Annotated in this window: 23 protein-coding genes and 1 pseudogene; 9 read left to right on the top strand and 15 right to left on the bottom strand. The window is 39.9% G+C overall.

Features of this window, described 5'->3' with window-relative positions; translation table 11 throughout:
* The first annotated feature begins 79 nt into the window (after window positions 1–79).
* The 5 genes from ACTFWY_RS02740 (at window position 80) to glyS (ending at window position 7,568) form a co-directional block, all read left to right on the top strand.
* On the top strand, window positions 80–2,092 hold the full coding sequence (locus ACTFWY_RS02740) for a beta-galactosidase (RefSeq protein WP_311810596.1): 2,013 nt from the start codon (window positions 80–82) through the stop codon (window positions 2,090–2,092).
* Window positions 2,089–3,843, top strand: coding sequence for a glycoside hydrolase family 35 protein (locus tag ACTFWY_RS02745; RefSeq protein WP_311810597.1), 1,755 nt, complete (start codon window positions 2,089–2,091; stop codon window positions 3,841–3,843). The genes ACTFWY_RS02740 and ACTFWY_RS02745 overlap by 4 nt, the downstream gene beginning before the upstream one ends.
* Before the next feature lie 484 nt (window positions 3,844–4,327).
* Window positions 4,328–4,567: a hypothetical protein gene (locus ACTFWY_RS02750; RefSeq protein ID WP_003126309.1), complete on the top strand. Its 240-nt coding sequence runs from the start codon at window positions 4,328–4,330 to the stop codon at window positions 4,565–4,567.
* Window positions 4,568–4,579: 12 nt separating this feature from the next.
* Entirely contained in the window at window positions 4,580–5,494 is a 915-nt protein-coding gene (glyQ, locus tag ACTFWY_RS02755) for a glycine--tRNA ligase subunit alpha (RefSeq protein ID WP_162787489.1), read from the top strand.
* Window position 5,495: 1 nt separating this feature from the next.
* The gene (gene glyS / locus ACTFWY_RS02760; protein ID WP_081131594.1) at window positions 5,496–7,568 is read left to right on the top strand and encodes a glycine--tRNA ligase subunit beta; all 2,073 of its coding nucleotides are present in this window, start codon (window positions 5,496–5,498) and stop codon (window positions 7,566–7,568) included.
* Between the two features lie 99 nt (window positions 7,569–7,667).
* Here the strand turns inward: glyS and rlmD are convergent, their stop codons facing one another.
* Window positions 7,668–9,044, bottom strand: a complete 1,377-nt coding sequence (gene rlmD / locus ACTFWY_RS02765) for a 23S rRNA (uracil(1939)-C(5))-methyltransferase RlmD (RefSeq protein WP_003126313.1) — start codon at window positions 9,042–9,044, stop codon at window positions 7,668–7,670.
* A 115-nt stretch (window positions 9,045–9,159) separates the two neighbouring features.
* Here rlmD and recX point away from each other — a divergent pair, with 115 nt between their 5' ends.
* The 3 genes from recX (at window position 9,160) to ntdP (ending at window position 11,719) form a co-directional block, all read left to right on the top strand.
* The gene (recX, locus tag ACTFWY_RS02770) at window positions 9,160–9,954 is read left to right on the top strand and encodes a recombination regulator RecX (protein ID WP_252711369.1); all 795 of its coding nucleotides are present in this window, start codon (window positions 9,160–9,162) and stop codon (window positions 9,952–9,954) included.
* A complete protein-coding gene (gene mutY / locus ACTFWY_RS02775; protein WP_081131592.1) occupies window positions 9,947–11,092 on the top strand; it encodes an A/G-specific adenine glycosylase in 1,146 nt (381 codons plus the stop codon). The genes recX and mutY overlap by 8 nt, the downstream gene beginning before the upstream one ends.
* Before the next feature lie 93 nt (window positions 11,093–11,185).
* The gene (gene ntdP, locus ACTFWY_RS02780; RefSeq protein ID WP_003126316.1) at window positions 11,186–11,719 is read left to right on the top strand and encodes a nucleoside tri-diphosphate phosphatase; all 534 of its coding nucleotides are present in this window, start codon (window positions 11,186–11,188) and stop codon (window positions 11,717–11,719) included.
* A gap of 250 nt (window positions 11,720–11,969) precedes the next feature.
* On the opposite strand, the gene ACTFWY_RS02785 is transcribed toward ntdP, so the two are convergent.
* The 4 genes from ACTFWY_RS02785 to ACTFWY_RS02800 form a co-directional block, all read right to left on the bottom strand.
* Window positions 11,970–13,187, bottom strand: a complete 1,218-nt coding sequence (locus tag ACTFWY_RS02785; protein WP_001291561.1) for a tyrosine-type recombinase/integrase — start codon at window positions 13,185–13,187, stop codon at window positions 11,970–11,972.
* 81 nt (window positions 13,188–13,268) lie between these two features.
* Window positions 13,269–13,472, bottom strand: coding sequence for an excisionase (locus ACTFWY_RS02790; RefSeq protein ID WP_000814511.1), 204 nt, complete (start codon window positions 13,470–13,472; stop codon window positions 13,269–13,271).
* A gap of 460 nt (window positions 13,473–13,932) precedes the next feature.
* Complete coding sequence (locus ACTFWY_RS02795; RefSeq protein WP_000857133.1) at window positions 13,933–14,163, bottom strand: helix-turn-helix domain-containing protein; 231 nt, start codon at window positions 14,161–14,163, stop codon at window positions 13,933–13,935.
* The gene (locus tag ACTFWY_RS02800) at window positions 14,160–14,582 is read right to left on the bottom strand and encodes a sigma-70 family RNA polymerase sigma factor (protein ID WP_000804885.1); all 423 of its coding nucleotides are present in this window, start codon (window positions 14,580–14,582) and stop codon (window positions 14,160–14,162) included. The genes ACTFWY_RS02795 and ACTFWY_RS02800 overlap by 4 nt, the downstream gene beginning before the upstream one ends.
* 504 nt (window positions 14,583–15,086) lie before the next feature.
* On the opposite strand from ACTFWY_RS02800, the gene ACTFWY_RS02805 reads away from it, so the two are divergent.
* Entirely contained in the window at window positions 15,087–15,440 is a 354-nt protein-coding gene (locus ACTFWY_RS02805; protein ID WP_001227347.1) for a helix-turn-helix transcriptional regulator, read from the top strand.
* A 59-nt stretch (window positions 15,441–15,499) separates the two neighbouring features.
* Here the strand turns inward: ACTFWY_RS02805 and ACTFWY_RS02810 are convergent, their stop codons facing one another.
* The 10 genes and pseudogenes from ACTFWY_RS02810 to ACTFWY_RS02855 form a co-directional block, all read right to left on the bottom strand.
* Window positions 15,500–15,685 carry a cysteine-rich KTR domain-containing protein gene (locus ACTFWY_RS02810; RefSeq protein WP_011058338.1) on the bottom strand — a complete coding sequence of 62 codons (186 nt, stop codon included), beginning with the start codon at window positions 15,683–15,685 and terminating at the stop codon, window positions 15,500–15,502.
* 100 nt (window positions 15,686–15,785) lie between these two features.
* Complete coding sequence (gene tet(M), locus ACTFWY_RS02815; protein WP_017647393.1) at window positions 15,786–17,705, bottom strand: tetracycline resistance ribosomal protection protein Tet(M); 1,920 nt, start codon at window positions 17,703–17,705, stop codon at window positions 15,786–15,788.
* 15 nt (window positions 17,706–17,720) lie between these two features.
* Window positions 17,721–17,768: pseudogene (locus ACTFWY_RS02820) on the bottom strand (hypothetical protein); the annotation flags it as partial.
* Between the two features lie 313 nt (window positions 17,769–18,081).
* Complete coding sequence (locus ACTFWY_RS02825; RefSeq protein WP_001863540.1) at window positions 18,082–19,017, bottom strand: conjugal transfer protein; 936 nt, start codon at window positions 19,015–19,017, stop codon at window positions 18,082–18,084.
* Entirely contained in the window at window positions 19,014–20,015 is a 1,002-nt protein-coding gene (locus ACTFWY_RS02830) for a bifunctional lytic transglycosylase/C40 family peptidase (protein ID WP_001574272.1), read from the bottom strand. Before ACTFWY_RS02830 ends, ACTFWY_RS02825 begins: the two co-directional genes overlap by 4 nt.
* On the bottom strand, window positions 20,012–22,189 hold the full coding sequence (locus tag ACTFWY_RS02835; RefSeq protein WP_000804748.1) for a CD3337/EF1877 family mobilome membrane protein: 2,178 nt from the start codon (window positions 22,187–22,189) through the stop codon (window positions 20,012–20,014). The genes ACTFWY_RS02830 and ACTFWY_RS02835 overlap by 4 nt, the downstream gene beginning before the upstream one ends.
* A gap of 2 nt (window positions 22,190–22,191) precedes the next feature.
* Window positions 22,192–24,639 (bottom strand): ATP-binding protein, encoded by a 2,448-nt coding sequence (locus tag ACTFWY_RS02840; protein ID WP_000331160.1) that lies wholly within the window; start codon window positions 24,637–24,639, stop codon window positions 22,192–22,194.
* Window positions 24,623–25,015: a conjugal transfer protein gene (locus tag ACTFWY_RS02845; protein WP_000723888.1), complete on the bottom strand. Its 393-nt coding sequence runs from the start codon at window positions 25,013–25,015 to the stop codon at window positions 24,623–24,625. Before ACTFWY_RS02845 ends, ACTFWY_RS02840 begins: the two co-directional genes overlap by 17 nt.
* Before the next feature lie 88 nt (window positions 25,016–25,103).
* Complete coding sequence (locus tag ACTFWY_RS02850) at window positions 25,104–25,601, bottom strand: antirestriction protein ArdA (protein WP_000342539.1); 498 nt, start codon at window positions 25,599–25,601, stop codon at window positions 25,104–25,106.
* A gap of 116 nt (window positions 25,602–25,717) precedes the next feature.
* Entirely contained in the window at window positions 25,718–25,939 is a 222-nt protein-coding gene (locus ACTFWY_RS02855; RefSeq protein WP_001009056.1) for a hypothetical protein, read from the bottom strand.
* Between the last annotated feature and the right edge of the window lie 8 nt (window positions 25,940–25,947).

Here is a 25,947-nt window from a genome sequence, read left to right on the forward strand (position 1 = left end):
TCATGACAATCCTATTATACTACAACTTTTTGAAAAGCCTTACAATAATAATTATCAATGAGAAAAAGGAGCGTCAAACATGAAAAAAGTTTTTGAACGGTTTTTATTCGGTGGCGATTATAACCCTAATCAGTGGCCGCAAGAAATCTGGCAAGAAGATATGCGAATTTTTAGAAATGCACACATCAATAGTGCGACTATCAATGTCTTTTCTTGGGCAAAAATCCAACCTTCAGAGCACGATTATTACTTTAATGAGTTGGATGAGATGATTGATATGTTGAGTGAAGAAGGCTACGACATTGTATTAGCGACTTCAACAGCGGCGTTGCCAGCATGGATGTTCAAGCGCTATCCAGAAGTGGCTCGAACTGACTATGAAGGGCGGCACCATAAATTTGGACAGCGGCACAATGCGTGTCCTAACAGCTTAGTCTACCAAAAATATGCACAACGATTAGCTGGGAAATTGGCACAACGCTATGGTGGTAACCCGCAAGTCACTTGTTGGCATATCAATAATGAATATGGAGGTGAGTGTTATTGCGAAAACTGTGAGAAAGCTTTTCGGGTCTGGCTAAAAGATAAGTATCAAACCCTTGAGGCATTGAATAAAGCGTGGAATCTGGAATTTTGGGGGCATACTGTTTATGAATGGGACGAAATCGTTCTGCCGAATGCTCTTTCTGAAGGAATCGGTCATGACAAAACCGCATTTGCAGGAATTTCTATCGATTATCGTCGTTTCAATTCTGACAGTCTTTTAGAAAACTTTAAGTTAGAACGGGATGCTATTCGTCAATTCGATAGTCAAACACCGATTACCACGAATTTGATGGGAACTTTTAAAGGACTCGATTACTTCAAATGGGCAAAAGAAATGGATATTGTTTCTTGGGACAACTATCCTTCGTATAATACACCATGGAGTTTCGTTGCAATGACTCATGATTTGATGCGGGGATTGAAGCAAGCGCCGTTTATGTTGATGGAACAAACACCATCCCAACAAAACTGGCAACCATATAATTCATTGAAAAAACCTGGCCAAATGCGCGCGCAAAGCTATCAGACGATCGCTCATGGAGCAGATACAATCCAGTTTTTCCAACTTCGCCGCTCCATTGGTGCTTGTGAGAAGTTTCATGGTGCGGTGATAGAACATGTTGGGCATGAGAACACCCGTGTATTTAAAGAAACTGCAGCATTAGGAGAAGAATTGAGCCGACTGAACGAAGTTTTGGGTAGTGAAACAAAGGCTGAAGTTGGTGTTCTATTTGATTGGGATAATTATTGGGCATTGGAATATACGAGCGGACCAACAGTTGATTTGACTTATGTGCAACAAATCCATCAATATTATCGTTACTTTTATGAAAAGAATATCGCAACCGATTTGGTGTCAGTTGATGCAGATTTCAGCAAGTACCAAGTGCTGGTAGCACCGGTTTTGTACATGGTAAAAGCAGGTATGAAAGAAGCTCTTGAATCCTTTGTGGAACAAGGAGGCACCTTGATCACAACGTATATGAGTGGCATTGTTGACCAGTCAGACAATGTCCATCTAGGCGGCTACCCTGGGCCTTTAAGAGAGCTAGCAGGAATCTGGGTAGAAGAGATTGATGCATTAGCACCAGAGCAGACGAACGTTATCCAATTAAAGGGGGGAAGACAGGGAGAAAGTAACTTAGTCAGTGAGATCATCCATTTGGAGACCGCTGAATCTGTAGCGGACTATACGAGTAACTTCTATGCCGGTTCACCAGCAGTGACCAAAAATCGATTTGGTAAAGGGGTCGTTTATTATATTGGGACTCAACTTGAAAAAGATCTTTTAGATACGATCTTGGATGAAGCAACCAATAGCGCAAATCTAACTGCTGTGATTGAAGGAGAAACAAATCTAGAAATCAGCTGTCGTCATACGGAAGAAGCGGTTTACTATTTTATCATCAATTTTCAGAAGCAAGCGCAAAAGGTGCCGGCACAATTTGTAGGAAAGAAGGACCTACTGTCCGGTAAGCATTTGACTGAAGACTCCGTTGCAGATCAATACAGTGTATATGTAATCAAGGAAGGAAGAAGCGAATGACTGCTTTTGTAATCAAAGACGAATTTTATTTAAATGATCAGCCCATGAAAATTATTTCTGGCTCGATACACTATTTTCGAGTTGTGCCTGCATATTGGCGGGATCGCTTAGAAAAATTACGTTTGATGGGTTGTAATACAGTCGAAACGTATGTGCCTTGGAATATGCATGAACCGCAGGAAGGAAAGTTTGACTTTAGCGATAATCTTGATTTGCGGCGCTTTATTCAGCTTGCACAGGAGGTAGGGCTGTATGTGATCCTTCGTCCAGCACCTTATATTTGTGCGGAATGGGAATTCGGGGGCCTTCCTTATTGGCTGTTAAAAGATCCCTTCATGAAGATTCGCTTTGACTATCCACCGTTTATGGAAAAGATCGCTCGATACTTTACACAGCTTTTTTCTCAAGTGAGTGATTTACAGATCACTCAAGAAGGACCAATTTTGATGTTGCAAGTTGAAAATGAATATGGCAGTTATGGAAATGACAAAAGTTATTTGCGAAAGTCTGCTGAACTAATGCGTCACAATGGCATTGACGTGCCCTTATTTACGTCAGATGGTCCTTGGCTGGATATGTTAGAGAACGGTTCGATCAAGGACATCGCACTGCCAACCATCAACTGTGGATCAGACATTAAGGAGAATTTTAGAAAACTTCAAGAATTCCATGGGAAGAAGCAGCCATTGATGGTCATGGAATTTTGGATAGGCTGGTTTGATGCATGGGGAGATGACAAGCACCATACCACATCGGTAACCGACGCTGCTAATGAATTGCGGGACTGCTTAGAAGCTGGCTCCGTCAATATTTATATGTTCCATGGTGGCACGAACTTCGGCTTTATGAATGGTGCCAACTATTATGAGAAATTATCACCAGACGTTACTAGCTATGACTATGATGCGTTGTTATCGGAATGGGGCGATGTGACACCTAAGTATGAAGCATTTCAACAAGTCATAGGTGAAATTACCGAAATCCCATCCTTTCCTTTGACTACAAAAATCGCCAAACGGGCTTATGGTAGCTGGAAAGTTAGTCAGCGAGTTTCTCTCTTTGAGACACTAGCTAGCATCAGTCAACCAGTCAAGCACAATTATCCTTTAACGATGGAACTGTTAGATCAAGCTACTGGCTATGTCTATTATCGTTCGCAAATTGGCAAATCGCGTGTGATCGAAGACTATCGACTGATCCATTGTCAGGATCGAGCCCATACGTTTATTAATAATCAGCTGCAATTTATTCAATATGATCAGGAAATCGGACAAAAGAAGACTCTCACACTAACGGAGGAGTCAAATGAGTTAGGGATCTTGGTTGAGAACATGGGACGGGTCAATTACTCCGTCCAAATGAATCATCAATACAAAGGTATCAAAGACGGAGTGATCGTCAACGGTGCGTTTCAAAGTGAATGGGAAATATACAGTCTACCGATGGATAATCTTGATCAAGTAGATTTTTCCGGTCACTGGCAAACGGGACAACCGAGTTTCTCCAAAGTGAGCTTTCAAGTGGATGAATGCGCAGATACATTTGTAGAACTGCCGGGCTGGGGCAAAGGATTTATTGTGATCAATGGGCATAATATTGGTCGTTTCTGGGAGAGAGGACCGCAAAGACGGTTATATATTCCAGCTCCTTATTTACGAGAAGGAAACAACGAGGCTGTGATTTTTGAAAGTGACGGTCGGGTATCAGATATGATCATCTTTCACGATCAGCCGGACTTAGGCCCTAATTAATTGCTTTTATATTTTTTGATTGACAAAGTCCCTATACAGCTACTATGATAAGGATAATCAAATAAATACGTTGATCGGAAAAAAGAAAGAAGCCAGAGTCATCCAGCGAGCTTGGGATAGTGAAAGCCAAGTTGAATCCTTTTTTCGCAGGCATCCGGGAGTATGACTCAATGAAGCTGCCGAGTAATCGGAAGTAGGGTGGAACCGCGAGAATATCGTCCCTATATCTATGCGCAAGTATAGGTATAGGGATTTTTTGGTGTGGTTCACCATTGCTCGAATCACTGTGATCGACCTGTAAAACAGGACATACAAGTCCTTGTTAGCGAACCCTGCTGGTAGAAGTGACTGCAGGAGTAACACAGAAGAGACGAGCAGATGTGAAACAGTAGGCTCGCAGGGAGAACGTAGTACCTGTGTCCTATTTCATGAAAAACTCAACCTTTGCGGTAGAATCAATGACTTAGAAAAGGAGGGGACTCTCATGCCATTTGATATGACGATTGCTGCATCAGAATTCAAAGAAAAAAAATTAAAAGTGTTAGCAAGTATTCCATTGCAAATCTTAGTCAAGCAAGATGATCAACTAGTCAAAGAGTTAACAACAAAACCGGACCAAATGTTGTATGATTTGTCAGATGTTTTGACGGATGACCATGTTGTTGAAGTAAAATTGATTCCAGGTCATGTTGTTGAATTTTATCCAGTAGTCAATGCGTTGTAAGAAAGGAAGAAAATAATGAGTAAATTAACCGTTCAAGAAATGATCTTGACTTTACAGAAGTTCTGGTCTGATAACGGCTGTATGCTAATGCAGGCGTATGATACCGAAAAAGGAGCAGGAACCATGAGTCCGTATACTTTTTTACGTGCAATTGGACCGGAGCCTTGGAACGCCGCCTATGTGGAGCCGTCTCGCCGACCGGCTGACGGCCGTTATGGAGAAAATCCCAACCGTTTGTATCAGCACCATCAATTTCAAGTGGTGATGAAGCCCTCTCCAGAAAATATTCAAGAATTATACCTTGAAAGTCTGCGTTTGCTAGGGATCGATCCGCTAGAACATGATATTCGCTTTGTAGAAGACAACTGGGAAAATCCTTCTATGGGTTGTGCTGGTCTAGGTTGGGAAGTTTGGCTAGACGGCATGGAGATCACTCAGTTTACTTACTTCCAACAAGTTGGAGGATTGGCCTGCAAACCCGTTACTTCAGAGATCACCTATGGACTAGAACGTTTAGCATCTTATATCCAAGAAGTTGAAAGTGTCTATGATCTGGAATGGTCGACAGGGGTCAAATACGGCGAGATTTTCCGTCAGCCTGAATTTGAACATTCAAAATATTCCTTTGAAGTCAGCGATCAAGAGTTATTGTTAAGCAATTTTGACCGCTTTGAGGCAGAAGCAAAACGCTGTATTGATGAAAACCTCGTTCATCCTGCATATGACTATATTTTGAAATGCAGTCATACATTTAACCTGTTAGACGCTCGAGGAGCTGTTTCGGTAACTGAACGTGCTGGATATTTGGCTCGTATCCGTAATTTAGCAAGACAAGTTGCCAAGTTATTTGTCGCTGAACGGGAAAAACTAGGTTATCCATTATTAGCGCCAGAAGAAGCGGAAAAATTGATTGCGGGAGGGAAATAAAATGGCACAAAACCTATTATTAGAAATCGGTTTAGAAGAAATGCCAGCACATGTTGTCACGCCAAGCATGAAACAGCTACAACAAAAAACGGCGGAGTTTTTGACAGCTCATGCACTGCAATTCAGTTCGATCGAAGCTTATTCTACACCTCGACGTTTAGCTGTATATGTGACTGGGATTCCGGAAAGTCAAGCTGATACGCAAGAAGAAGTGAAAGGACCTGCCAAAAAAATTGCAATCGATGCCGATGGCAATTGGTCAAAAGCAGCCCAAGGGTTCGTTCGTGGACAAGGATTGACCACAGATGCAATTACCTTCAAAGAATTAAATGGTGTGGAGTATGTCTATGTCACCAAGCATATTCAAGGTAAACCAGCGCTTGAAGTTTTAACTGGTTTGAAAGAGGTCATTACTAGTTTGGCGTTCCCAGTAACAATGCACTGGGCAAATTTCGATTTTGAGTATATCCGGCCAATCCACTGGATCGTAGCATTGTTTGGCGCTGAAGTCGTACCATTTACAGTCCTTGACGTAGTAACAGATCGGAAATCCCGTGGCCATCGTTTCCTTGGAGAAGAAGTCACCTTTGAAACTGCCGATGACTATTTGAGTCAAATGGAACGCCAATTCGTGATCGCTGATCCATCCAAAAGACAGCAATTGATCGTAGACCAAATTGAGGCAATTGCTAAAGAAAACAACTGGCGGATCGATCTTGATGAAGATCTTTTAGAAGAAGTGAACAACTTGGTAGAATATCCGACTGCTTTTGTCGGTGACTTTGATGAAAAATATCTTTCAGTTCCAGAAGAAGTCTTAGTCACTTCGATGAAAGAACATCAGCGGTATTTTGATGTGCGCACCCCAGAAGGTGTTTTGTTGCCCCATTTCATTTCAGCAAGAAACGGCGATCGGGTAAAAATCGATAATGTAGTCAAAGGAAATCAGAAAGTATTGACAGCGCGTCTAGAAGACGCGGAATTCTTTTACAATGAGGATAAGAAACTTACCATCGATCAATGTGTGGAGAAACTAAAACAAGTCACTTTCCACGAAAAAATCGGTAGCTTATATGAAAAAATGCAACGGGTAGCTGTTATTGCTCAAATCATTGGAGAAACCGTCGGATTGTCTGAAGATGAAAGAACAGAATTGAAACGTGCATCAGAAATCTATAAGTTTGATTTAGTAACGAATATGGTCGGTGAGTTTCCGGAATTACAAGGAGTCATGGGTGAAAAGTATGCTCTCTTGCAAGGAGAAACACCGCAAGTGGCACAAGCGATCCGTGAACATTATATGCCTGTCTCTGCTGAAGGTGCGTTACCTGAATCAAGCGTTGGAGCAATTTTAGCAATTGCTGATAAGTTAGACAGTTTACTGTCATTCTTTGCAGTGGGCATGATTCCAAGCGGATCGAACGATCCATACGCATTGCGCCGACAAACTTATGGCATCATTCGGATTATTGCTGAGAAACGTTGGTACTTCCCGTTAGCCCGTTTACAGGAAAAAATCCGCACAGCAATCAATGAACAGCCATCAGTCTATGGCATTCAATTGAACGAAGGACAAGAGCAAGTCATTGATTTTGTTGACGGACGTCTGCGTCAATTCTTAGCAACGAAAAACATTCGTCATGATGTGATCGAAGCAGTGATCAACTCTCGTCAAGGCGATATCAGTCTTTTGTTTGAAGCTGCTCAAATGTTGAGAGCACATTTGAATGATTCTGATTTCAAACCATCGATGGAAGCTTTGACAAGGGTCATTAATCTTGCGAAAAAGGCAGATCTTGAACACAAACAAATCAATCCTGAATTGTTTGAGAACGAATCAGAAAATACGCTTTATGAGGCAGTGGTCGCCATTGAAGATAAGTTCCCGCAACAAACGATGGAACAAAACTATCAAAGCCTAGTTTCATTGAGACCATTGATCGAAGCTTATTTTGATCAGACAATGGTCATGGTAGATGATGAGGCAATACGTCGCAATCGTTTTGCATTATTGGATAAGATCGCCAAAATGAGTTTGGCAGTAGCCAGCCTTGATGCTTTAGTCACAAAATAAGATTTGATCCAGCTAGTGTCCAACAATGTGTGTTTGGATACTAGCTGAATTCCTAAAAAAGCCTAGCCATCTTCATTTACTTGAAGATGGCTAGGCTTTTTATATACGCGTCAATTTAACGACAACTTCACAACGAGCAGTTTGAGGAAACATGTCAACAGACTGTAGATACTCAATCTTGAAGACAGACGCTAATTTGACCAAATCACGGGCTAATGTTGAAACATTACAAGAGATATAAACCATTTTCTTTGGCGGCTGAGCAACTAACGCTTGCAACAGGTGGTCATCTAATCCAGTTCGAGGGGGATCAACCACAATACTGTCGGGTCTAAAACCAGCAGCAAACCATTTAGGGAGTAAGTCTTCAGCAGTTCCTGTTTCATAATGCGTATTATTTGCTTGGATTCGACGGGCATTTTCTTTGGCATTTTCGATTGCTTGCGGAATGATGTCCATCCCACGGACTTCCTTTGCATGTTTTGCGAGGCTTAGTCCAATCGTTCCAACACCACAATAGGCATCAACGACGGTTTCATTTTTGGTCAATGCCAGTGCTTTGATTGCTTCGTCATAAAGTATACTAGTTTGTTGCGGATTCAGTTGGAAGAATGCACGAGGAGAAAGGTCGAATGTTAATTCCTGCAATCGTTCTTCAATCGCTTCTTTTCCCCAGAGATGTAAAGTTTCATCCCCCATGATCACCGAGGTCTTCTTGCTTTGGACATTTTGCATGATCGAAACTACTTGAGGCATGCGTTGATTGATTTCTCGAATCAAGGCATTTTTCTGTGGCAGTTTGCTAGAGTTCGTGATAAAAACGACTTGTACTTCGCCGGTCGCTCTGCCCACTCTGACCATCAAAGTCCTCAGGATGCCGCTGTTTTTTCTTTCATCATAGATTGGGAGTTGATACTTGTTCAGTAGCTGCACAAGGCCATTGATCACATCTTGGGTTGCTTTTTCTTGGACGAGACAATCATCAATCGCCACTAAACGATGAGAATCCATTTCGTAAAGACCAGCTTCGATTCGTTTTGATTTTGTATCATATCGCAACTGAAATTGCGCTTTGTTGCGATAGTGCCATGGTTCTTCCATGCCAATCGTATCTTTTAAGATATACTTCTGATAACCTTTGGGCTTAAATTTGGTTAATGCTTGTTTTAATAAGTCTTTCTTAAAGTCTAGCTGCTTTTCATAAACAAGATGCTGTAATTGACAGCCCCCACAACGATCATAAAATTTACAAGGGGGGAGAATACGGTCGCTGCTTTTTTTGATGATTTTGGTCATTCTCGCTTCTGCAAACCTCGGAGTTGCTTTGGTCACTTCTGCAATCACTTCTTCCCCCGGAAGAACTCGCGGGACAAAGACGATCAATTTTTTATAATAGCCGATTCCTTCTCCGTTGATTCCTAAACGTTTGATCGTCAGTTGTAGTTTTTGACCGTTTTTAAGTTGTACGTTTGCCATGATTGCTCCTTATCGATAAATAGTCTCTCTATTTTACCATACTTTTTATAGCTCTTTTGAAGGAATTTCCCCTTTTTTGTGATAAACTAGAATATACGTTCGTGAGGTGAAGAAAATGATAACGATCATTCGTATCAGTAAGGGAAAAGGTCCCTTTTACGAAGTAGAATGCTCCAATGGAGAATCTTTGCGGGTTTCTGAGGATCTTCTGGTTCGTTTCCGTCTTCTAAAAGGAAAAGAAGTGACGGAAGAAGAGTTGACCGAAATCAAAAAAAGCTCCGGTTTTGATATTGGGCTGCAGCAAGCAATGAATTACATTAGCTATCAACTACGTTCCGAAAAAGAAGTTCGTACCTATCTAAAAGACAAAGAAATCAATTTAGAGGATCGCCATTTGGTCGTGCAGCGATTGAAAGAACTAAATTTACTTGATGACCGTACCTACGGAGAAAGCTACTTGCGGACACAAATCCGTTTAGGAGACAAAGGGCCATCAGTCATCAGTCAGCAACTAAAACAAAAAGGGCTGTCTGAAGAAGTGATTCAAGAAGTGATGCCGTTATATACAGAAGAAAAGCAATTTGATGTCGGCTATCATACTGCCGAAAAAGCATTGCGTCGGTTCCAAGGGAAAAGTCACAAAGAGATGATGCAGAAACTATCGCTGCACCTAATGCAAAAAGGGTTTAGACAACCAGTTATCCAATTAATTTTAGATGAACTGCCTACAGATAGAGACGACGAAGAGGAAAACGCAGCTTTGCAAAAAGAGGGTCAACGACTTTTGCGAAGACATCAGCGGTTGCCTTTGAATAAAAGAAAAATGAAAATCAAACAAGGTCTTTACCAAAAAGGTTTCGCTCTGGATGCGATCCAACAATTTTTAGATGAGGAAGTTATGGATGAATAAACAGTGGGAAAAGTGGTCAAAAGAGGACATTCGTTCTTTCCAAGACAAGTTTTTGAATTGGTACCATGATGAAAAAAGGAATCTCCCCTGGCGAGCAACCAACGATCCCTATGCAATCTGGATCTCGGAGATCATGCTCCAGCAAACAAGAGTGGACACCGTCATTGGCTATTATTACCGCTTTATGGAACAATTTCCAACCATCAAAGATTTAGCTGGTGCAGAAGAGCAGAAGCTTTTGAAGGCTTGGGAAGGATTAGGTTATTACTCTCGTGCTCGCAATTTAAAAGCTGCCGCTCAACAAATCATGGCAGAGTTCGATGGAGAGATGCCACAGACCATCACTGATATTCGTTCGTTAAAGGGGATTGGTCCTTACACTGCCGGGGCGATCGGCAGTATCGCTTTTGGATTGCCGGAACCTGCAATCGATGGCAATGTGATGCGTGTAGTGAGTCGTTTGTTTTGTATTGAGGCAGATATAGCTAAAGCGAGTTCTCGCGGAGTCTTTGATGAAGCAATGCGTACAATCATTTCTCACGATGAGCCAGGAGAATTCAATCAAGCTTTGATGGATCTTGGTTCAAGTATTTGTACGCCGACTTCGCCATTATGCGAGGAATGTCCACTGCAAGAATATTGTCTAGCCTATCAACAGGGAACACAAACCGACTTTCCCGTAAAATCAAAAAAAGCGAAGCCAAAAGATGTGTATTACATTGCTGGAGCTATTGAAGAAGATGGCCGCTTTTTATTGGTGCAGCGACCAGAAACTGGCTTGTTAGCCAAAATGTGGCATTTTCCGCTTTTGGAAGTGGATCAGGCGACCTATACGCAATTATTGGCTTATTGGCAAGACCAACAGTTAACATTGGATGCAGTTGCAGAAGAACCAGCTCCGATTTTCCCTGAATTTCCCGTCGTTTGGCAAAAAAGACATCTTGGTGAGGTTACTCACATCTTTAGTCATTTGAAATGGCACATACTGCTTTTTTATGGACGCACACCGTCGGAATTCTCGTTAGAACACAGTCAATGGGCTGCGCCAGAAGAATTTGAACAGTATGTCTTTCCCAAACCTCAGTTGAAATTAGTCGAACAATTGAAGAAAAATCATAAAGTCGATAAACATTTCTAGGCAAAGGGTTGTTTTATTGCTATAATATTTACGATATCGGTGTAATGAACACCCAAACAAAACGCAAGTTTTCTTGCTGAGGGAAGGGTTGCTATGCGAGTTCCAAAAGAAGGAGAGTTTGTCAGCATCCAAAGCTACAAACATGACGGCAATTTGCATCGAACGTGGCGGGATACTATGGTCTTAAAGACGAGCGAATTCTCAATGATTGGTGTCAATGATCATACATTGGTGACTGAATCGGATGGAAGACGCTGGGTTACCCGTGAGCCAGCTATTGTATATTTTCATAAAAAATACTGGTTTAATGTAATCGCAATGATCCGAGAAAAGGGGGTTTCCTATTATTGTAATCTCGCTTCACCGTATTTGCTTGATGAAGAGGCCTTGAAATATATTGATTATGACCTTGATATCAAAGTATTTCCTGATGGTGAGAAACGTTTACTAGATGTGGATGAATATGAGCTTCATAGCAAGATCATGCATTATCCGCAGGACATTGATTTTATTTTAAAAGAAAATGTCAAAATTTTAGTAGATTGGATCAATAATGGCAAAGGACCATTTTCTGAGGGGTATGTGGACATTTGGTATGATCGCTACAAGCAGTTGTCTCAGAAATAGCAAGGAGTAGCCGTAAAGGGTCACTTCAATGTGCAAAAGACTCGACTTTAATTCGAAGTCGAGTCTTTTTGTATCAAAACAAAGTATAAATTTCTAATTATCTTTTTATATTTTCTTAAATGCTCGTAAAGCCTTATTCTATGTGCTTTCGAGTATTTTTACTGTAGGAAGATACTTCACGTTTCTTTGCATATTTCCTCATGTCTTAGCTGTCAGAAGTGGTAAATAAGTAGTAAATTCATTTGTACTACTAAGCAACAAGACGCTCCTGTTGCTTCTCTTTATTCAAGCGTTTCATTTCTGCCATTGCAGAATCGAATGTTGCATGTGCGTAATAGTTCAGCGTCATGGCTATATTAGCATGTCCCATAATGTACTGTAATGCCTTTGGATTCATTCCTGCATTTGCATAGTTGGTACAGAATGTATGTCGCAAACTATGTGGAGTGATGTGTGGCAATTTATCCTCGTTATACTTATTGTATTTCTTAACAAGACCTTTCATCATGCCGTTGTAATCACTTGCCACTTTTGGATAGTTCTTTCTATTAAGAAAGAGGAAATCACTATATCCATCAATCTCAACACGCTTATCATTCTTTCGATTCGCTAACACTCGCTTAAATGCTTGATAGGCTTCTTCAACCATAGGAACTTGACGTTCGCCACTTTTGGTCTTTGGTGTTTCAATGTAGTACCCAATTTCAGTATCTCTCAATAGCTGATGGTCTATATTGACAAGACGATTCTCAAAATCTAAATCTGGAAGTGTCAAACCACCAAACTCTGAAATACGAAGACCTGTTTTTAAGAGTATCAGAATTTCATCATAATTTTTGCTGTAGGTTTTATCAGCTTTTGCAAAGGCTAACAGTTTTTCTTCCTGTTCTTCTGTTAGTACGGTCTTAGGGACAGTATCATCATCAAGAACTGCTTTCAGTTGAAAGTCAAATGGATTCTTCCGAACACAATCATCTTGTATAGCAATATAGAATGAAGCCTTTAAAGAACGTTTGTAGTTATTGATGGTTTGATAAGCATAACCATTTTCACTCATTCTAATAGCCCATTCTTTAGCGTCTGATGGCTTAATACTGTCAATACTTCTTACACCTAACTTGTCTTTCTTCAAAATATCCATAAGATATTTGCGTCCAGTTTCAGTGTTTTTTCTAACCTTTGGTCTTTGAGCGTTCTGTTTTGCGTAAAGCTGGCAGAGTGTCATTTTCTTTCCTACAACATCAATACCATCATGAATGTCTTTCTGTAACTCTGCGATTTTCTCTCTAAGTGAGATACAATCACGCTTTCCTGCTGGTACTCGGTCTGTAGCCACAAGTTTCCACGAGTAAACAAATTGCGGTTCTCCAAATGAATCTATATATTTGTATAAGTATCTTCCGTCTTTTCGTTGGCTCTCTCCAGTCTTTAAGATTCGACCTTTATTGTCACGTCTTTTTTCTGACATGGCATTTGCTCCTTTCCTTTATGGAAAGAGCCTTGATACGACTTAATACTATTTTATCATATACAAGACCCTTTGGCGACGCTAGATTGCGTCCAATGTATCTATAATTTTTTCAAATTGTTTTCGTTTAATCTGAATACGATTGCCATTCATAATCAGCCAATTTGCATTTTTATTTTCCTCTGCCAAGCGTCGTAGCTTGTTTTCGCCAATACGAAAATATTTTGACGCTTCTTCAATGGTTAGGGTATAACGTTCCCAAATAGGAATGTCAGTCTGCTTCATAAAATCCTCCTTTCCAAATCACTTATTTGGATTTCATAAAAGTTGTTTTACCAGCAATCGAACAGCTTTAGCAAAGCTCACGGGAGTTCCACCCCTGCATGGTTCTCATGTAGCCATACTCATTGCCTGCGACGGTTTTATCACGCTCGGACTATTGACTGTATGGGAGTATCATTATCACGATAAGAATGTCGTTGCAGGCAATCCTGCTAAAGATTGCTTCTCGGATCACTAACATGAATCGCTCGCTATCTTTATAAGATAGGTCATGGCGGTTAGTTCCGTTGGCTCTTTTCTTATCGAAACGTATTCGATTACTTTTATTCAGTTTTCAAAGAACAATGGCTCGTTAGCCTATCAAAACACATTGAAAGCTCAATATGCTTTGGTGGAATAACAAACCTCCCTGTTCGGGAAGCGTGGAATGGTTTAGCACGCTTCCACGAAAGGAGAGAGGATATTACTTAATTTCAAATGACAAAATCTTTGTAATCAGTCTGGTTTCCATTCTTCCACGTAAGACTTCATCAACGACCATACTTTGATTGCCATATTCATCTTTCATAAGTCGTAGGGAACGCTTCGTTATGTACCCTCTGTAATGATGTAGAATCTGGTTAATCGCTTCGGTATCGCCATCTGTTGCCTTTACAATGAGAGGAAAGGGAATCATAGGATATTGTGTTTTCATTCTTCAAATTCCTCCATAAACTTTTTAATTAAGGCTAGTCCACTGGTTCTATGCCGATAGACAGTAGAACGGTTCAATTTCAACAGGTCTGCAATTTCTGAATCGCTCATGTCCATAAAGTAAAACAGCAGTAGAATTTCACGTTTCTTGTCTGGCAACTCACGTAATGCTTCACTCAACAAATCATTTTCAACGCCTACTGATAACCCATTGAGTGTAAAAATCTGAAAGTCAGTTGAATAGTTATCTGTTGTCGCAAACTGGCTAACAAGATAATCGCCAACATCCGAAAAGGACACCTCACGCTTTGCAATCCTTGAAAGATAAAGCATATAATTCTTTCGCTCGTCTTCCATAGCACGTTTACAGATATAGTCAAACTGATTTTCTATTGTGGTCTGAAAAGAAGATGGTTTCATGTTTCTCACCCCCTTTCTGTCTAGGAAAGGAAGTGAGCCTTGCTCGTTTATCTCCTTTCACTCTTAGTCCCAATGTGAAAGGGGGATTTGTTGCATTACTGATAAATAAACTTTGTAAAAAAGTTCTGAATAGCCAAAAAAGCATATAAACAGATTTATTTCTCTGTTTACATGCTTCTGTTATTCTATCTATATGATTTATAAAACCACATTGGTGGACGTACTTATCTATTGCAGATAGACGACTTTTTTTGACAAGAACCCAATGTAAGGAAATTTATTGTATATGATGTACTTCATGGCGACGTTGACCTCCAACAAACCGCCATTTGGAAGTAATATACAATATTTTAACAGCGTAAATAGCACTACCATATAACGGTTTTTTTTATTGGCGTTTAGTAGTGCTTTTTATTAAATATAAACCTATAAACCATATAACACGTTTTTCTATACCTGTTTTTAATTCAGTAGGAACAATAAAATGTATAGAGGTGGTCTACTATGCGTAAAAAAGAAGATAAATATGATTTTAGAGCCTTTGGTTTAGCCATTAAAGAAGCTCGATTGAAACGAGGTTTAACTCGTGAACAAGTGGGAGCATTGATTGAAATTGACCCACGGTACTTAACTAATATTGAAAATAAAGGGCAACACCCCAGCATACAAGTTCTTTATGACCTTGTATCGTTACTTCATGTTTCCGTTGATGAATTTTTCTTACCTGCTAATAACTTGGTAAAAAGCACCCGACGATTACAGATAGAGAAATACATGGATAGCTTTACAGACAAAGAACTATCCTTAATGGAATCTTTAGCCAGCGGTATCAACGAAGCAAGAAACATCGAAGACTAATTAAAAGAATCCATACATAACGGAAAGAGCCGATAAAATGAGATTGTATTAATCTCATTTTATCGGCTCTGCGTCTTTGCGTCTGGCTCTGTAATCACAGTTACTTTGAACTGCTTTATTTCAATTAAATTTTCTTGTCTGCATTTCGGACAATAGAGGGGGAATTTTTTTAATTCAGTATCTTCCCTTATCTTTAATCGTGTTTTATTTCCACATACAGGACACAATATCCACTTGTAGTTTATAATAACTATCTCCTCCTTTACACTTTAATTCAAATCTTTATTAAAAAATATTTCATCTTATTTAACAAGAAACCATATTTATATAACAACATAAAATACACTAAGTTATTTTATTGAACATATATCGTACTTTATCTATCCGACTATTTGGACGACGGGGCTGGCAAACAGGTTCACCGGTAGTAACATGGTACCCTTTTAACTCTGTTAAACAAACACTACGTCCATTTGTAAAGAAAGTTAAATCACTACGATATTCTTGAATACACCGAGCAGGGATTTCTCCACTAAGAATGACCTCATTATTTTTCAATTGAGTGTCTACGATGTTCGCACAATATTTAGGAGCATCGTTGTATGCTCGTGAAAGATATTCCTGTGGCGCATAAATTTTAAAACTAAGATATGGCTCTAACAATTCTGTTCCAGCTTTTTTTAAGACTTGTTCCAATACAATAGGAGCAAGCATCCGAAAATCTGCTGGGGTACTAACAGGGCTATAGTATAAGCCATACTTAAAACAGATTTTACAGTCCGTCACATTCCAACCATACAATCCTTGTTCACAGCCATAGCGTATCCCTTCCATAACTGCATTTTGAAATGATTGATTTAAGTATCCAAGAGAAACCGAGCTCTCATACTGCATTCCACTTCCCAACGGAAGCGGTGATACAGATAAACCAATGGAAGCCCAGAAAGGATTTGGCGGCACTTCGATGTGAATGGTATATTCTGCATTTTTTAACGGTCTCTCCATATAAATGACTGTAGGCTCTTTTAGTTCTATCTCCACATGATACTTTTCTTGCAACAGTGCACTAATCACTTCCATTTGTACTTTCCCTAAGAAAGAAAGTATAATTTCATGTGTCGTAGAATCCACGTAATATCGTAGAAGCGGATCACTATCTGAGATTTCCAAAAGGGCATCAAGCAACATTTCTCTCTGTTCAGGTTTACTCGGTTCAACAGTTGTTTGTAGTAGAGGGTGCGGATTTTCAATCTTTTTTCTCTGTGGCAATAGTTTTGTATCTCCAAGAACACTATTTAACTTCAAAAACTCATTTTGCAAAATAACAATTTCTCCAGAATAAGCTCTATCAATCTTACATAATTCACCATTTATTGAAGTATACATTTCTGTAACTTTTATTTTTTCTTTTTCTGATACTCTAACCGAATCTCGTAAATGTAGTACTCCACTATAAAGGCGTATATATGCAAGACGTTGTCTTTTTTTTGTATATTCAATTTTGAAAACAATTCCGCAAAGTTCAGACGGACCTCGATGTGTTGATGAATAAAATTTATTCGTAATAACTTCTATAAGGTTATCAATCCCTATATTACTTTTTGCACTTCCATGATAAAGAGGGAACAGAGAACAATTCTGAAATCTTATGCTTTCCTCTTGTTCGAGTTCCAATGCTTCTAATGATTTACCGGACATATATTTCTCTAAAAGGTCATCGTTTCCCTCTATTACCGTATCCCATTGTTCAGATTCGGTAAAGTTCGTCACACACATATTAGGATACAGTTCTACCTTCTGTTTGATTACAATTTCGGCAGAAAGTTTCTCTTTAATATCCTGATAAACCGTTGATAAATCAATTCCATTTTGGTCAATCTTATTGATAAAAAAGATTGTGGGAATCCCCATTTTCCTAAGTGCATGAAATAATATACGAGTTTGTGCTTGTACGCCATCTTTTGCAGAAATCAGTAGAATTGCCCCATCTAAAACTGATAATGAACGATATACTTCTGCTAAGAAATCCATATGTCCTGGCGTGTCTATGATGTTCACCTTCGTATTTTCCCACTGAAAAGAGGTTATTCCTGTCTGAATTGTAATTCCTCTCTGACGTTCTAAAAGCGTATTATCCGTCCTCGTTGTACCTTTGTCCACGCTTCCTAATTCTGTAATCGCTCCACTGTTATATAATAAGCTTTCTGTTAAGGTAGTTTTTCCTGCATCAACATGAGCTAAAACTCCAATATTAATAATTTTCATGTGATTTTCCTCCATTCAAAAACCCAAAAGGGCATAAAAATCCCAGTGATAAATACTTTTATCACTGGGATTTTTATGCATAACCATAGGTATACAAAGCATACAGATATTCTCTGGATACTTTAGAATCACATGATAAAGGTATTCTTAAACTGGGTACAAAAAACTAAGCCCTCCTAAAAAAGGACATCTAATTATTTGTTCCCGCTATCAAATTGACAGTTTATTTAAGAATACCTTGCCGCATATTTATTAACTCCTTTTAAATAGTCACTTAAATAATAGCACGTAAGAGCATATTTGTAAAGGAATCTCCAATTTTTTATCAAAAAGAGTACATGATTACAAAGTATCTGTAATCATGTACCAATATTTGTTATTTTACAATCTTCCAATTACTCCCGTTCTTTTCAAGTACCAAATCAAATTGAGATACCTGCGTTGCTTTGGTCTGCTGGTCGATATACTCCACTGTCAGCGATACCGTGACTTGATTATCCTTACGATTGTGAATAGGATTTACCAGTTCTTGAAAGATGTACTCTTTTCCGATTGGTTTTAATATCCCGTCATTCACATAGTAGGAAAGTTCACTGGCTGTCGCTGTAGGATAGAGCTTGAAGAACGTCGTTAAAAACTCATTGATTTCATTGGTTGTAATGGAATCAACCGTCCCCTCACTTTCAATGGCTTTTGGTTTATAACTTGATTTCTTAGGTATGTTGGTAATGGTCGGATTCTTAACCAGTACCATATTTCCAGAACCATCTACATAGACACTCACTATATAAGCAGAGTGGACGGTCTTTGTATTTTCTCCCTCTGTAATGAGCTGGTCTACACTGTAGGTTACATTAAACTCATTGTCGCCAGTTGGCTCTACCGTCCATATCTGAAATCCTCTTACAGAAGACGATACAGGAATATCTTTGCGTACTGTATCAACATTGAGAGCTTGAAGTTCATCTGTCAGATAGCCTTTTAGACTTTCCATTCGATTATCAATGGACTTATCGGATTGCTCCCATGAATAGTAGACTTTCGCAAAGTTCTCTACAAAATTTTCTACATGATGAGTATCAACGTATTCCTTTTCTATGATAGTTGTTTCGTGAATAGTATGAGTATCTATAGCTGTAAAGTGCTTGAATATCGCAAAGCTGAAACTAAGCCCTAAAAGTACCCACAAGGCAATCACAACCTTTTTATGAGGATTGACCTTATAGTAGACACGAGGTTTCTTTTCCTTTGGTATCTGTTTTTCTTTATTCTGATTTTTTCTAAATTTCATCATTAAATCTTCCTTTCTCATTGTTTGATTCGTCCTGCTCCCACTAAATGCTGTTGCCAGTAGGGGCTTGTTAAGTCGGCATAACCGATTGGGTCGCCTGCATGAAACATACGGTTATTGCCAAGGTATATCCCAACATGAGTAATATAAGAGCCAGCGTTATAGGTAGAATGAAAGAAAACCAAATCGCCAGCTTGTGCTTCCGATAGTGGGATATGCTGGGTCACATCATATTGCTGTTGTGCGGTTCGTGGTAAGTTAATTCCAGCTTTTCCATACGTCCATTGTGTCAGTCCGCTACAATCAAAAGAAGTAGTCGGGGAAGCTCCACCGTAAACGTATCGCCAGCCCTCATATTTCAGTGCTTCGTCCATGATGGCTTGTACCGTATCATCATCAAACTCTGTTGTGACAAGATACTGCGTTACCAGTTGCACATAAAACATATTGCCATAGTTGTATCGCCAGCCCCCATTGATAGGTATGGCTATGGGATTGGGGTAAGACACTTTTTCGCCACCTGAATACTCTTTTGAGAAACTTTGAGCCAGTTCAAAGGTATATTTATTTCCACGATTAGCCACATACCCTAAGAAACCACCACCATAATTGTAGGACTGGATAACCGATTCTAAATCTACACTGAGCCTTTCGCTACTGGCTAATAATTCACTGAAATACTTCACACCTTGCTTAATGGATTCTTCTGTACTCAATGAATTAGGTGGAAGACCGAGGGATTCCGAGGACTGCATAACATCTTCCGCAGTACCGCCCGATTCCACCTGTATAATCGCAAGAAGTATGTTGACATATTCTTCAACGCCATATTCTTTGGCATATTTTTCTACCATAGGCTTATGAGCCAGCACTTCTGCGGAAACATTCACACCTCCATAATGAATATTGGAAATTCCGCTGTCCTGTTCATCTGAAAATAAAATGGCAACAAACAGAAGCAGTGAGAAGACCATCAAGAATAATCCAGAACCACCAATCACTAAAGCTTTCAACTTCATGGTTTCTTACCGACTTTCTTAATGGTGGCGGTTTTGATTGGTGGTCTACTTCTTGTATTTTGTAGTGGTACTCTTTGAACAGTAGACGGACGTTCTTTTGTGATTGGACGTTGTGAAGTTCTATCTGCTGTAGTGGTTGAAGTTGCTGGCTTTTGAACGGTTTTTTCTTGAACGGTATTGCCTTGGCGTTCCACTTTTGGACTTGAAAAATCGGACTTAACTGCTGGACGCTCTTGTTTGGCTTGTTGAGATTCCTTATATGAAGTCTGAATATTAGACTGTTTTGAGGTCTGTTCATCATGATATTGTTCTTGTCTTGTAGTCGGTCTTTCATGAACAGAAGAAGCAGGCTGTTTTTTCTGTTTGACCTGTTCCATTTCAGAGCGACGCTTCGCAATGGTTTTTCGCCTTTGTTCCTGCTGTTCCTTGCGTCCACTGGCTCTGTCCGCTTTGGTTTGAGAAATACTACTGGTTAAATCACGGACATTCTCTTTTACTTTGGATTTTCCTTGATATACTGCATATCTTGCATTGGTCGGCAAATCTTTAACCTGTTCTTTCAAACCACTAGCAGTGTCTACCATTCTGTCTTTGGTATCAGCTACTGTACCGATGGTTTGACCGATACGTTTTCCAAGTGTTGATTTTTCCTTTCCGTCTGGTCGGGAGTGATCTGCTTGTGTCCTTGCAGAACTCCCCGAACCCGACTGTCCTTTTTTACCTGTAACAATGGCAGACCCAGCCCCTAGAGTAGTCATGGAACGTCCAAGTTTCCGCTGTAGACGGTGCATGTGAGCGTGCATAAGCATACGAGGTTTTCTCATCACACGACTTCCCACACTTTGAGAATCGTTACTCTGTAGAGAAAACATACTCATTAAATCGCCCAGCTTGAAGTAGATTCCTGCAAAGGTCACAATCTGTAGAAAAGCAATCAAAAAGAACGGATAACCAGCCGATAAGGTATAGAGCATGGTTGAAATACTAAATGCTGTCGTAATAATCAATGTGATTCCAGCTCGTGTCAAAATGGTATTAAAGAGCTTTGTTATGGCTCGTTTTGACATACCATCAAATGATGGAATCATGCTTAAAATAAAGCTCACAGGCAGAAACATAGCATAGATGATAAAAAGTACCTGCGAGAAAATCATGATTCCTGTTAATAGGAATACAAATATGGAAATCCCAATATTGAAGACAAATAGGAAGAAGACTGTACCTAAACGGTTAATGGTCTTTGTAATGGTTAGATTGGTATTGCTTCTGTCTTCAATTTCTTCCGCAACAATTTTTTCTCTGTCTTCGCCATTGTTGGAATCTGGGCTGGTGGAGAGCAGGCTTTCCACACGGTCAATACCGATACTTTCAATGTCTGAACTGTTGTATTGAAGCAGTAGCCACGGTTGCTGAACCTGTATGGAAAACAGGCTATCTCTGATTAAGTCCACGCTGTCCTTGCCTTGACTATCGGAATGGGGCATGACAATCTTCGTGCCAAGTGATAAACTGGCATTACTGATGTCTGATGAAAAGTCATTGATTTTTTTAATGTAGTCGGGAGCGTAGGCAATAAAGGAAGCCGATAGGATAAACACCAGCACAAAATTCATAATGGCATGAATTGCCTTTGTGGTTTCTCTCTTTATCAGTCCCGTATAGGCAACATAAACCCCAAGAACCAAAATCAAGAGTAAGAGGAATCCAACATAGAAACCCTCTGTTGAAAATCCGTTTGCACTCACACCAGCTAAGGTCTGCATATTCTTACCAATGGAATCTGCTGTAGCGGAAATGAAGTCTAAGGAATAGGCTTCCTGTACTAAGTAACCTGTCGCATTGGAAACATACAAACTGATTGTCCAAATAAAATTGGTAATGGCATATAGTCCATACATGACCTGTTTTCCAATCCCGTCCGACCAGTTCCACGGAAGCCAGCCCCAGCTATTATCCACATAAAAATCCAGTTGATAGTTTTCAAGTGGGTATCGGCTGTATTCATTTGCCACATTGACCGTATCATCTACCAAGCCCGCAGCTTGAACCACCGTTCCCAGCATGGCTAAAAGAAAAATGGCAATCACAAGTGTGAAAGCCACTGTCATTGCCACTTTACCTAGACGTTTCAGCGTCCAGTTTGATTTTATTCTGTTTACTATTGATGGTTTCACATTTACACCTCTTTTCGCACAGGTGGTCTGGTATCAAAGGCATGGAGCAGTTCTTCAAATACAGGGTGGAACTGTATCACACCGACACGACCATATAAATCACTGATAAGGCATTGCCCGTTTTCCAAATCACGCAATCGCTTCTGATTGTTTTCGTCCTCTGGGTCTACACCAAAAAAGGCTAAGGTCTTTTTAATCTCGTTAAGGTCAGTGGAACGAAATGCAAATTTTAAGCCGAGGTTATTTTTCAGTTTTTCATCTAAGAGGTCGTCTGTATTTTGGGTCACGAAATATACCCCAGCGTTCATAGCACGACCAGCCCGAACCAGCTTCATAGATAGTGTTTTTCCTTGTGCTACCTGTAAAAAGCTCCATGCTTCGTCTAAATCTACAATCTTGAAAATGCTTCGGTCTGTATGGATAAAGTCTAAAGCAAAGGTACTAATGACAATCAGCATAGCAACGGATAAAAGCTCCATAGTGGTATATTCCTCAAAGGAAGTTTCCTTGTCGGGAAGTACCAAGTCCGCAACCTGTATAATGTTCAGTTGTTTTTCTAAGCTGATAGACTGCTCCACATAACCATTACTGAATAATAAATGTGCAAAGTCATAGTCTGTAAAACTTTCGATATGGTCGGCTATACTGGTACTTAGTGGCGTATTCTCAACCCGTAATTCCTCAATCACTTTCATCAACCCTCGTACTTCACTATTGGTTACTGCACGAATGGCTTTTCTAAGGATTGGGAAGCGTTCCCCATCACGAGAGGAAATCCCCGTAAGGAATGTCAGAATATCAATAGCCAGTGATTCAGAATCTTTGGGATTTTTCATAATCACATAAGGGTCAAGTAAGCCTTTGTTTTTCTCATCAGAAGTCAGAGTGACGATATTGATTTCATGGGAAATCTCTGGCAAGGTTTCTTTCCATCTGCCACGTTCTGCTTTTGGGTCTACAATCACTGCTTGTGCCCCATAAAGCACCGCATAATAGACGATAAGGTTATTCGCAAAGGATTTACCACCACCCAGCGAACCAACAAAAGCCGACGCTAACGCATTGGTTACTGAACCCTTAACCCCTTGACTGGCAAGAGCAGGTTTCAGATAGACATTGCGTCCAGTATCTAAGCTGTAGCCAACATAAATCCCCTCATTTTCCCCCAGCATTTGAGTAGCACCAAAACCTAAACCAGCGAGGAAATCAGAGGTCACGTATTGAATATAATCATTCATATAACGCTTGCTGGCAGGTAAAAATTCTTCATGTAAGCCGAGCATATCCCCAAATGGTCGTACCAGTTTTACGCTTAAATCGTCATAAAAATCTTTCACTTCATTACAACGACGTTTGAGTTCGTCAAGATCATTTGCTGATACCCTTACCACATAAGACAGCTTGTACATAGATTCCTTGCTTTGGTCTAAATTGGTTTCCAGCTCATTCACACTTTCCAGAGCTTCCGCCACATTGGAGCTGGTTTCATTATCACTTTGCCAAGCGTGGTTATCCAAGTCTTTCAGTTCTTTCTTTTTATTGCGGACAGTAGATAGGGCTTTACGATTCGCTACAATTTCCACATTCATTGACGTATCAATCGGGAATGTAAATTGCTGTTGCTGGTAGTAGAAGATTTCAGAGGACGGGAAGTCCAGTTCTCCGACAATGCTGTTAATGGTAAAGTAAGCTACATAGACGGTTTCATCTTCCTGCTGGATTTTCAAATATCGCTGTTTTTCTTCCACCAAACAGCGAGTAGGCTTAATCAAGTCATAGTATTTAATCAGCGTTTCATTATCCAGCTTTTTCTTTGATAGATGGTACTCATACTCTTCATAGGCAGTGCCTGTCTGTCCGTAAAGGTGTTCAATCAGATAGCCGAAGTCGTCCTTATCTAACCTGCGGATTTTGAAACGACGAGAGATTTTATTTTCTAAGAGCTTTTCCATCTTCTGAAAACGCAGGATTTCATCATTACTCATACTAACAAAATCGCCCATCAGCTTATGGTTCACATCATAGACAAAATCAGACAAAGCATTTTTTGCTTCAACGGTAAGACTTTTCATAGAAAACTCCTGATCGTTGAGAAGCAACTTAAAGCCGATAAAGAAACGGTAGTTCACTTGATTTTCGCCAATCATGGATATTAAAGCGTCTGTCTGTTGGTCGATTTTGTCATAGGCAACCGCTTTGAGCTTGCCAGTGACTTCATTTTTGGAACGCTCTTGTGCAGAACGTATGCTGGATTCTGTACTGATTTGTAAAGCATGAATTTTGCCATCACGATTTTGTGCGATAAGCTGTCTGAAAGAATCATGCACTTGTATTTTCTGTTCTGGACTTAGAAATGAGTAATTGTAAGGAACAAGCTCATAGTAAGCATAACATTCCCCGTCTTTATTCCAGACGAGATTGTTTTCAATGTATTTAATTGGATATGCCATAAAATTCACTCCTAACTGCTGTAATGGCTTCTTGTGGCTGGTTTCTGCCAAGCGTTACTTTTTTTCCTGCATAGGTCAGCTTTGGTCGCAGTGCATAAGCAATGACAGACTTCAAAAATCCATAAGGCTTTTTACCATCAAAAGTTTTTGTAGACATAAACCATGTGAAAGCCACAGGAATCCCAAAGTATTTGAGAAATGCTCCCTCTATCATGGAAAGAGGGGGCAAGTTGCCAAGTATCATCACTGCAAAGAGTGACACGACAAACCATGTCATTTGCGTAAAGGTTATGGGAAACGGAAGTCTAAAATCATTGATAGAATACAGTACCTTTTCCACAGACCAGATACTGGTATAGCTTCGTATTTTCTTCATGTAATCAATCCTTTCATAAAAAATAGGGGTAGCTGATTGAGCCACCCCGTAAAATAGAAAATCTGCCAGTAGTAATGTACCGACAGATTTAATAGACGATTTCAAAAATCCCATGATTGGTTGAGATAAACGTTCCTGAAAGGTCTAAATCCCGACCATAGGCTTGATAATCAATATAGTTTTGAAGACTAGCTGGTACTTCGCCTAAAGCACCCGTTTCTTCAATGTAGTAGCGTGCCACGTCATACATATCATCACAATCGGAATGAATGATAATATCCTCTTGATGTTCGCTTAGTTCTTCAATGCTTGAAAAATGAGTGAGCAGAGCAGATAGCTCCGATTGTAATTCTTCGGGTAATTCCGATACCATTTCCCATAGTCGATTGAGTTCGCCAATGGAAGTGTATTCGTCAACCGTAAAGGGTAACTCGTAGTCATGAATGGCGTATTCCTCATATTCATCATTCAAGCCGATTTTCTCTTTGACTTCCTCAAAGTCAATGGGAAAGGTAAACCACGCACCGACCAATTCGCCCTCATTGTATTTGCCTAAATTCGCAATATAGACTTGCATATCGTCCATATATTCACGTCCTTTCTTTGTAGAGATTCAAAAATCCCTACCGCACTTCGTTTGGTGTACCATTCCTTTGCGGAACATAAGAAAACCACTTATATTCCACAAAAGAACGGTTTTATTTAAGCACCAATAATGCGATTGAATAGCTCTAGTAAAATGTCTTTTACTCCAGCAGCGTTGAAGACTAAGCCAACCGCAATAATCGCAATAATTAAAAAGCCAATCAGTTTGCTAAACTCACGCTTGAAGCCAAGATACAAGCCAATCACAACGATTGCTAAAAGCACCAGTGATTGAGCGTTTGATAGAAACCAGTTATAAAGGTTTTGTCCAAAATTCATAAAAATGT

Origin of the sequence: Enterococcus sp. 125944 (assembly GCF_051909435.1) — a bacterium.
Taxonomy (GTDB): domain Bacteria; phylum Bacillota; class Bacilli; order Lactobacillales; family Enterococcaceae; genus Enterococcus_D; species Enterococcus_D gallinarum.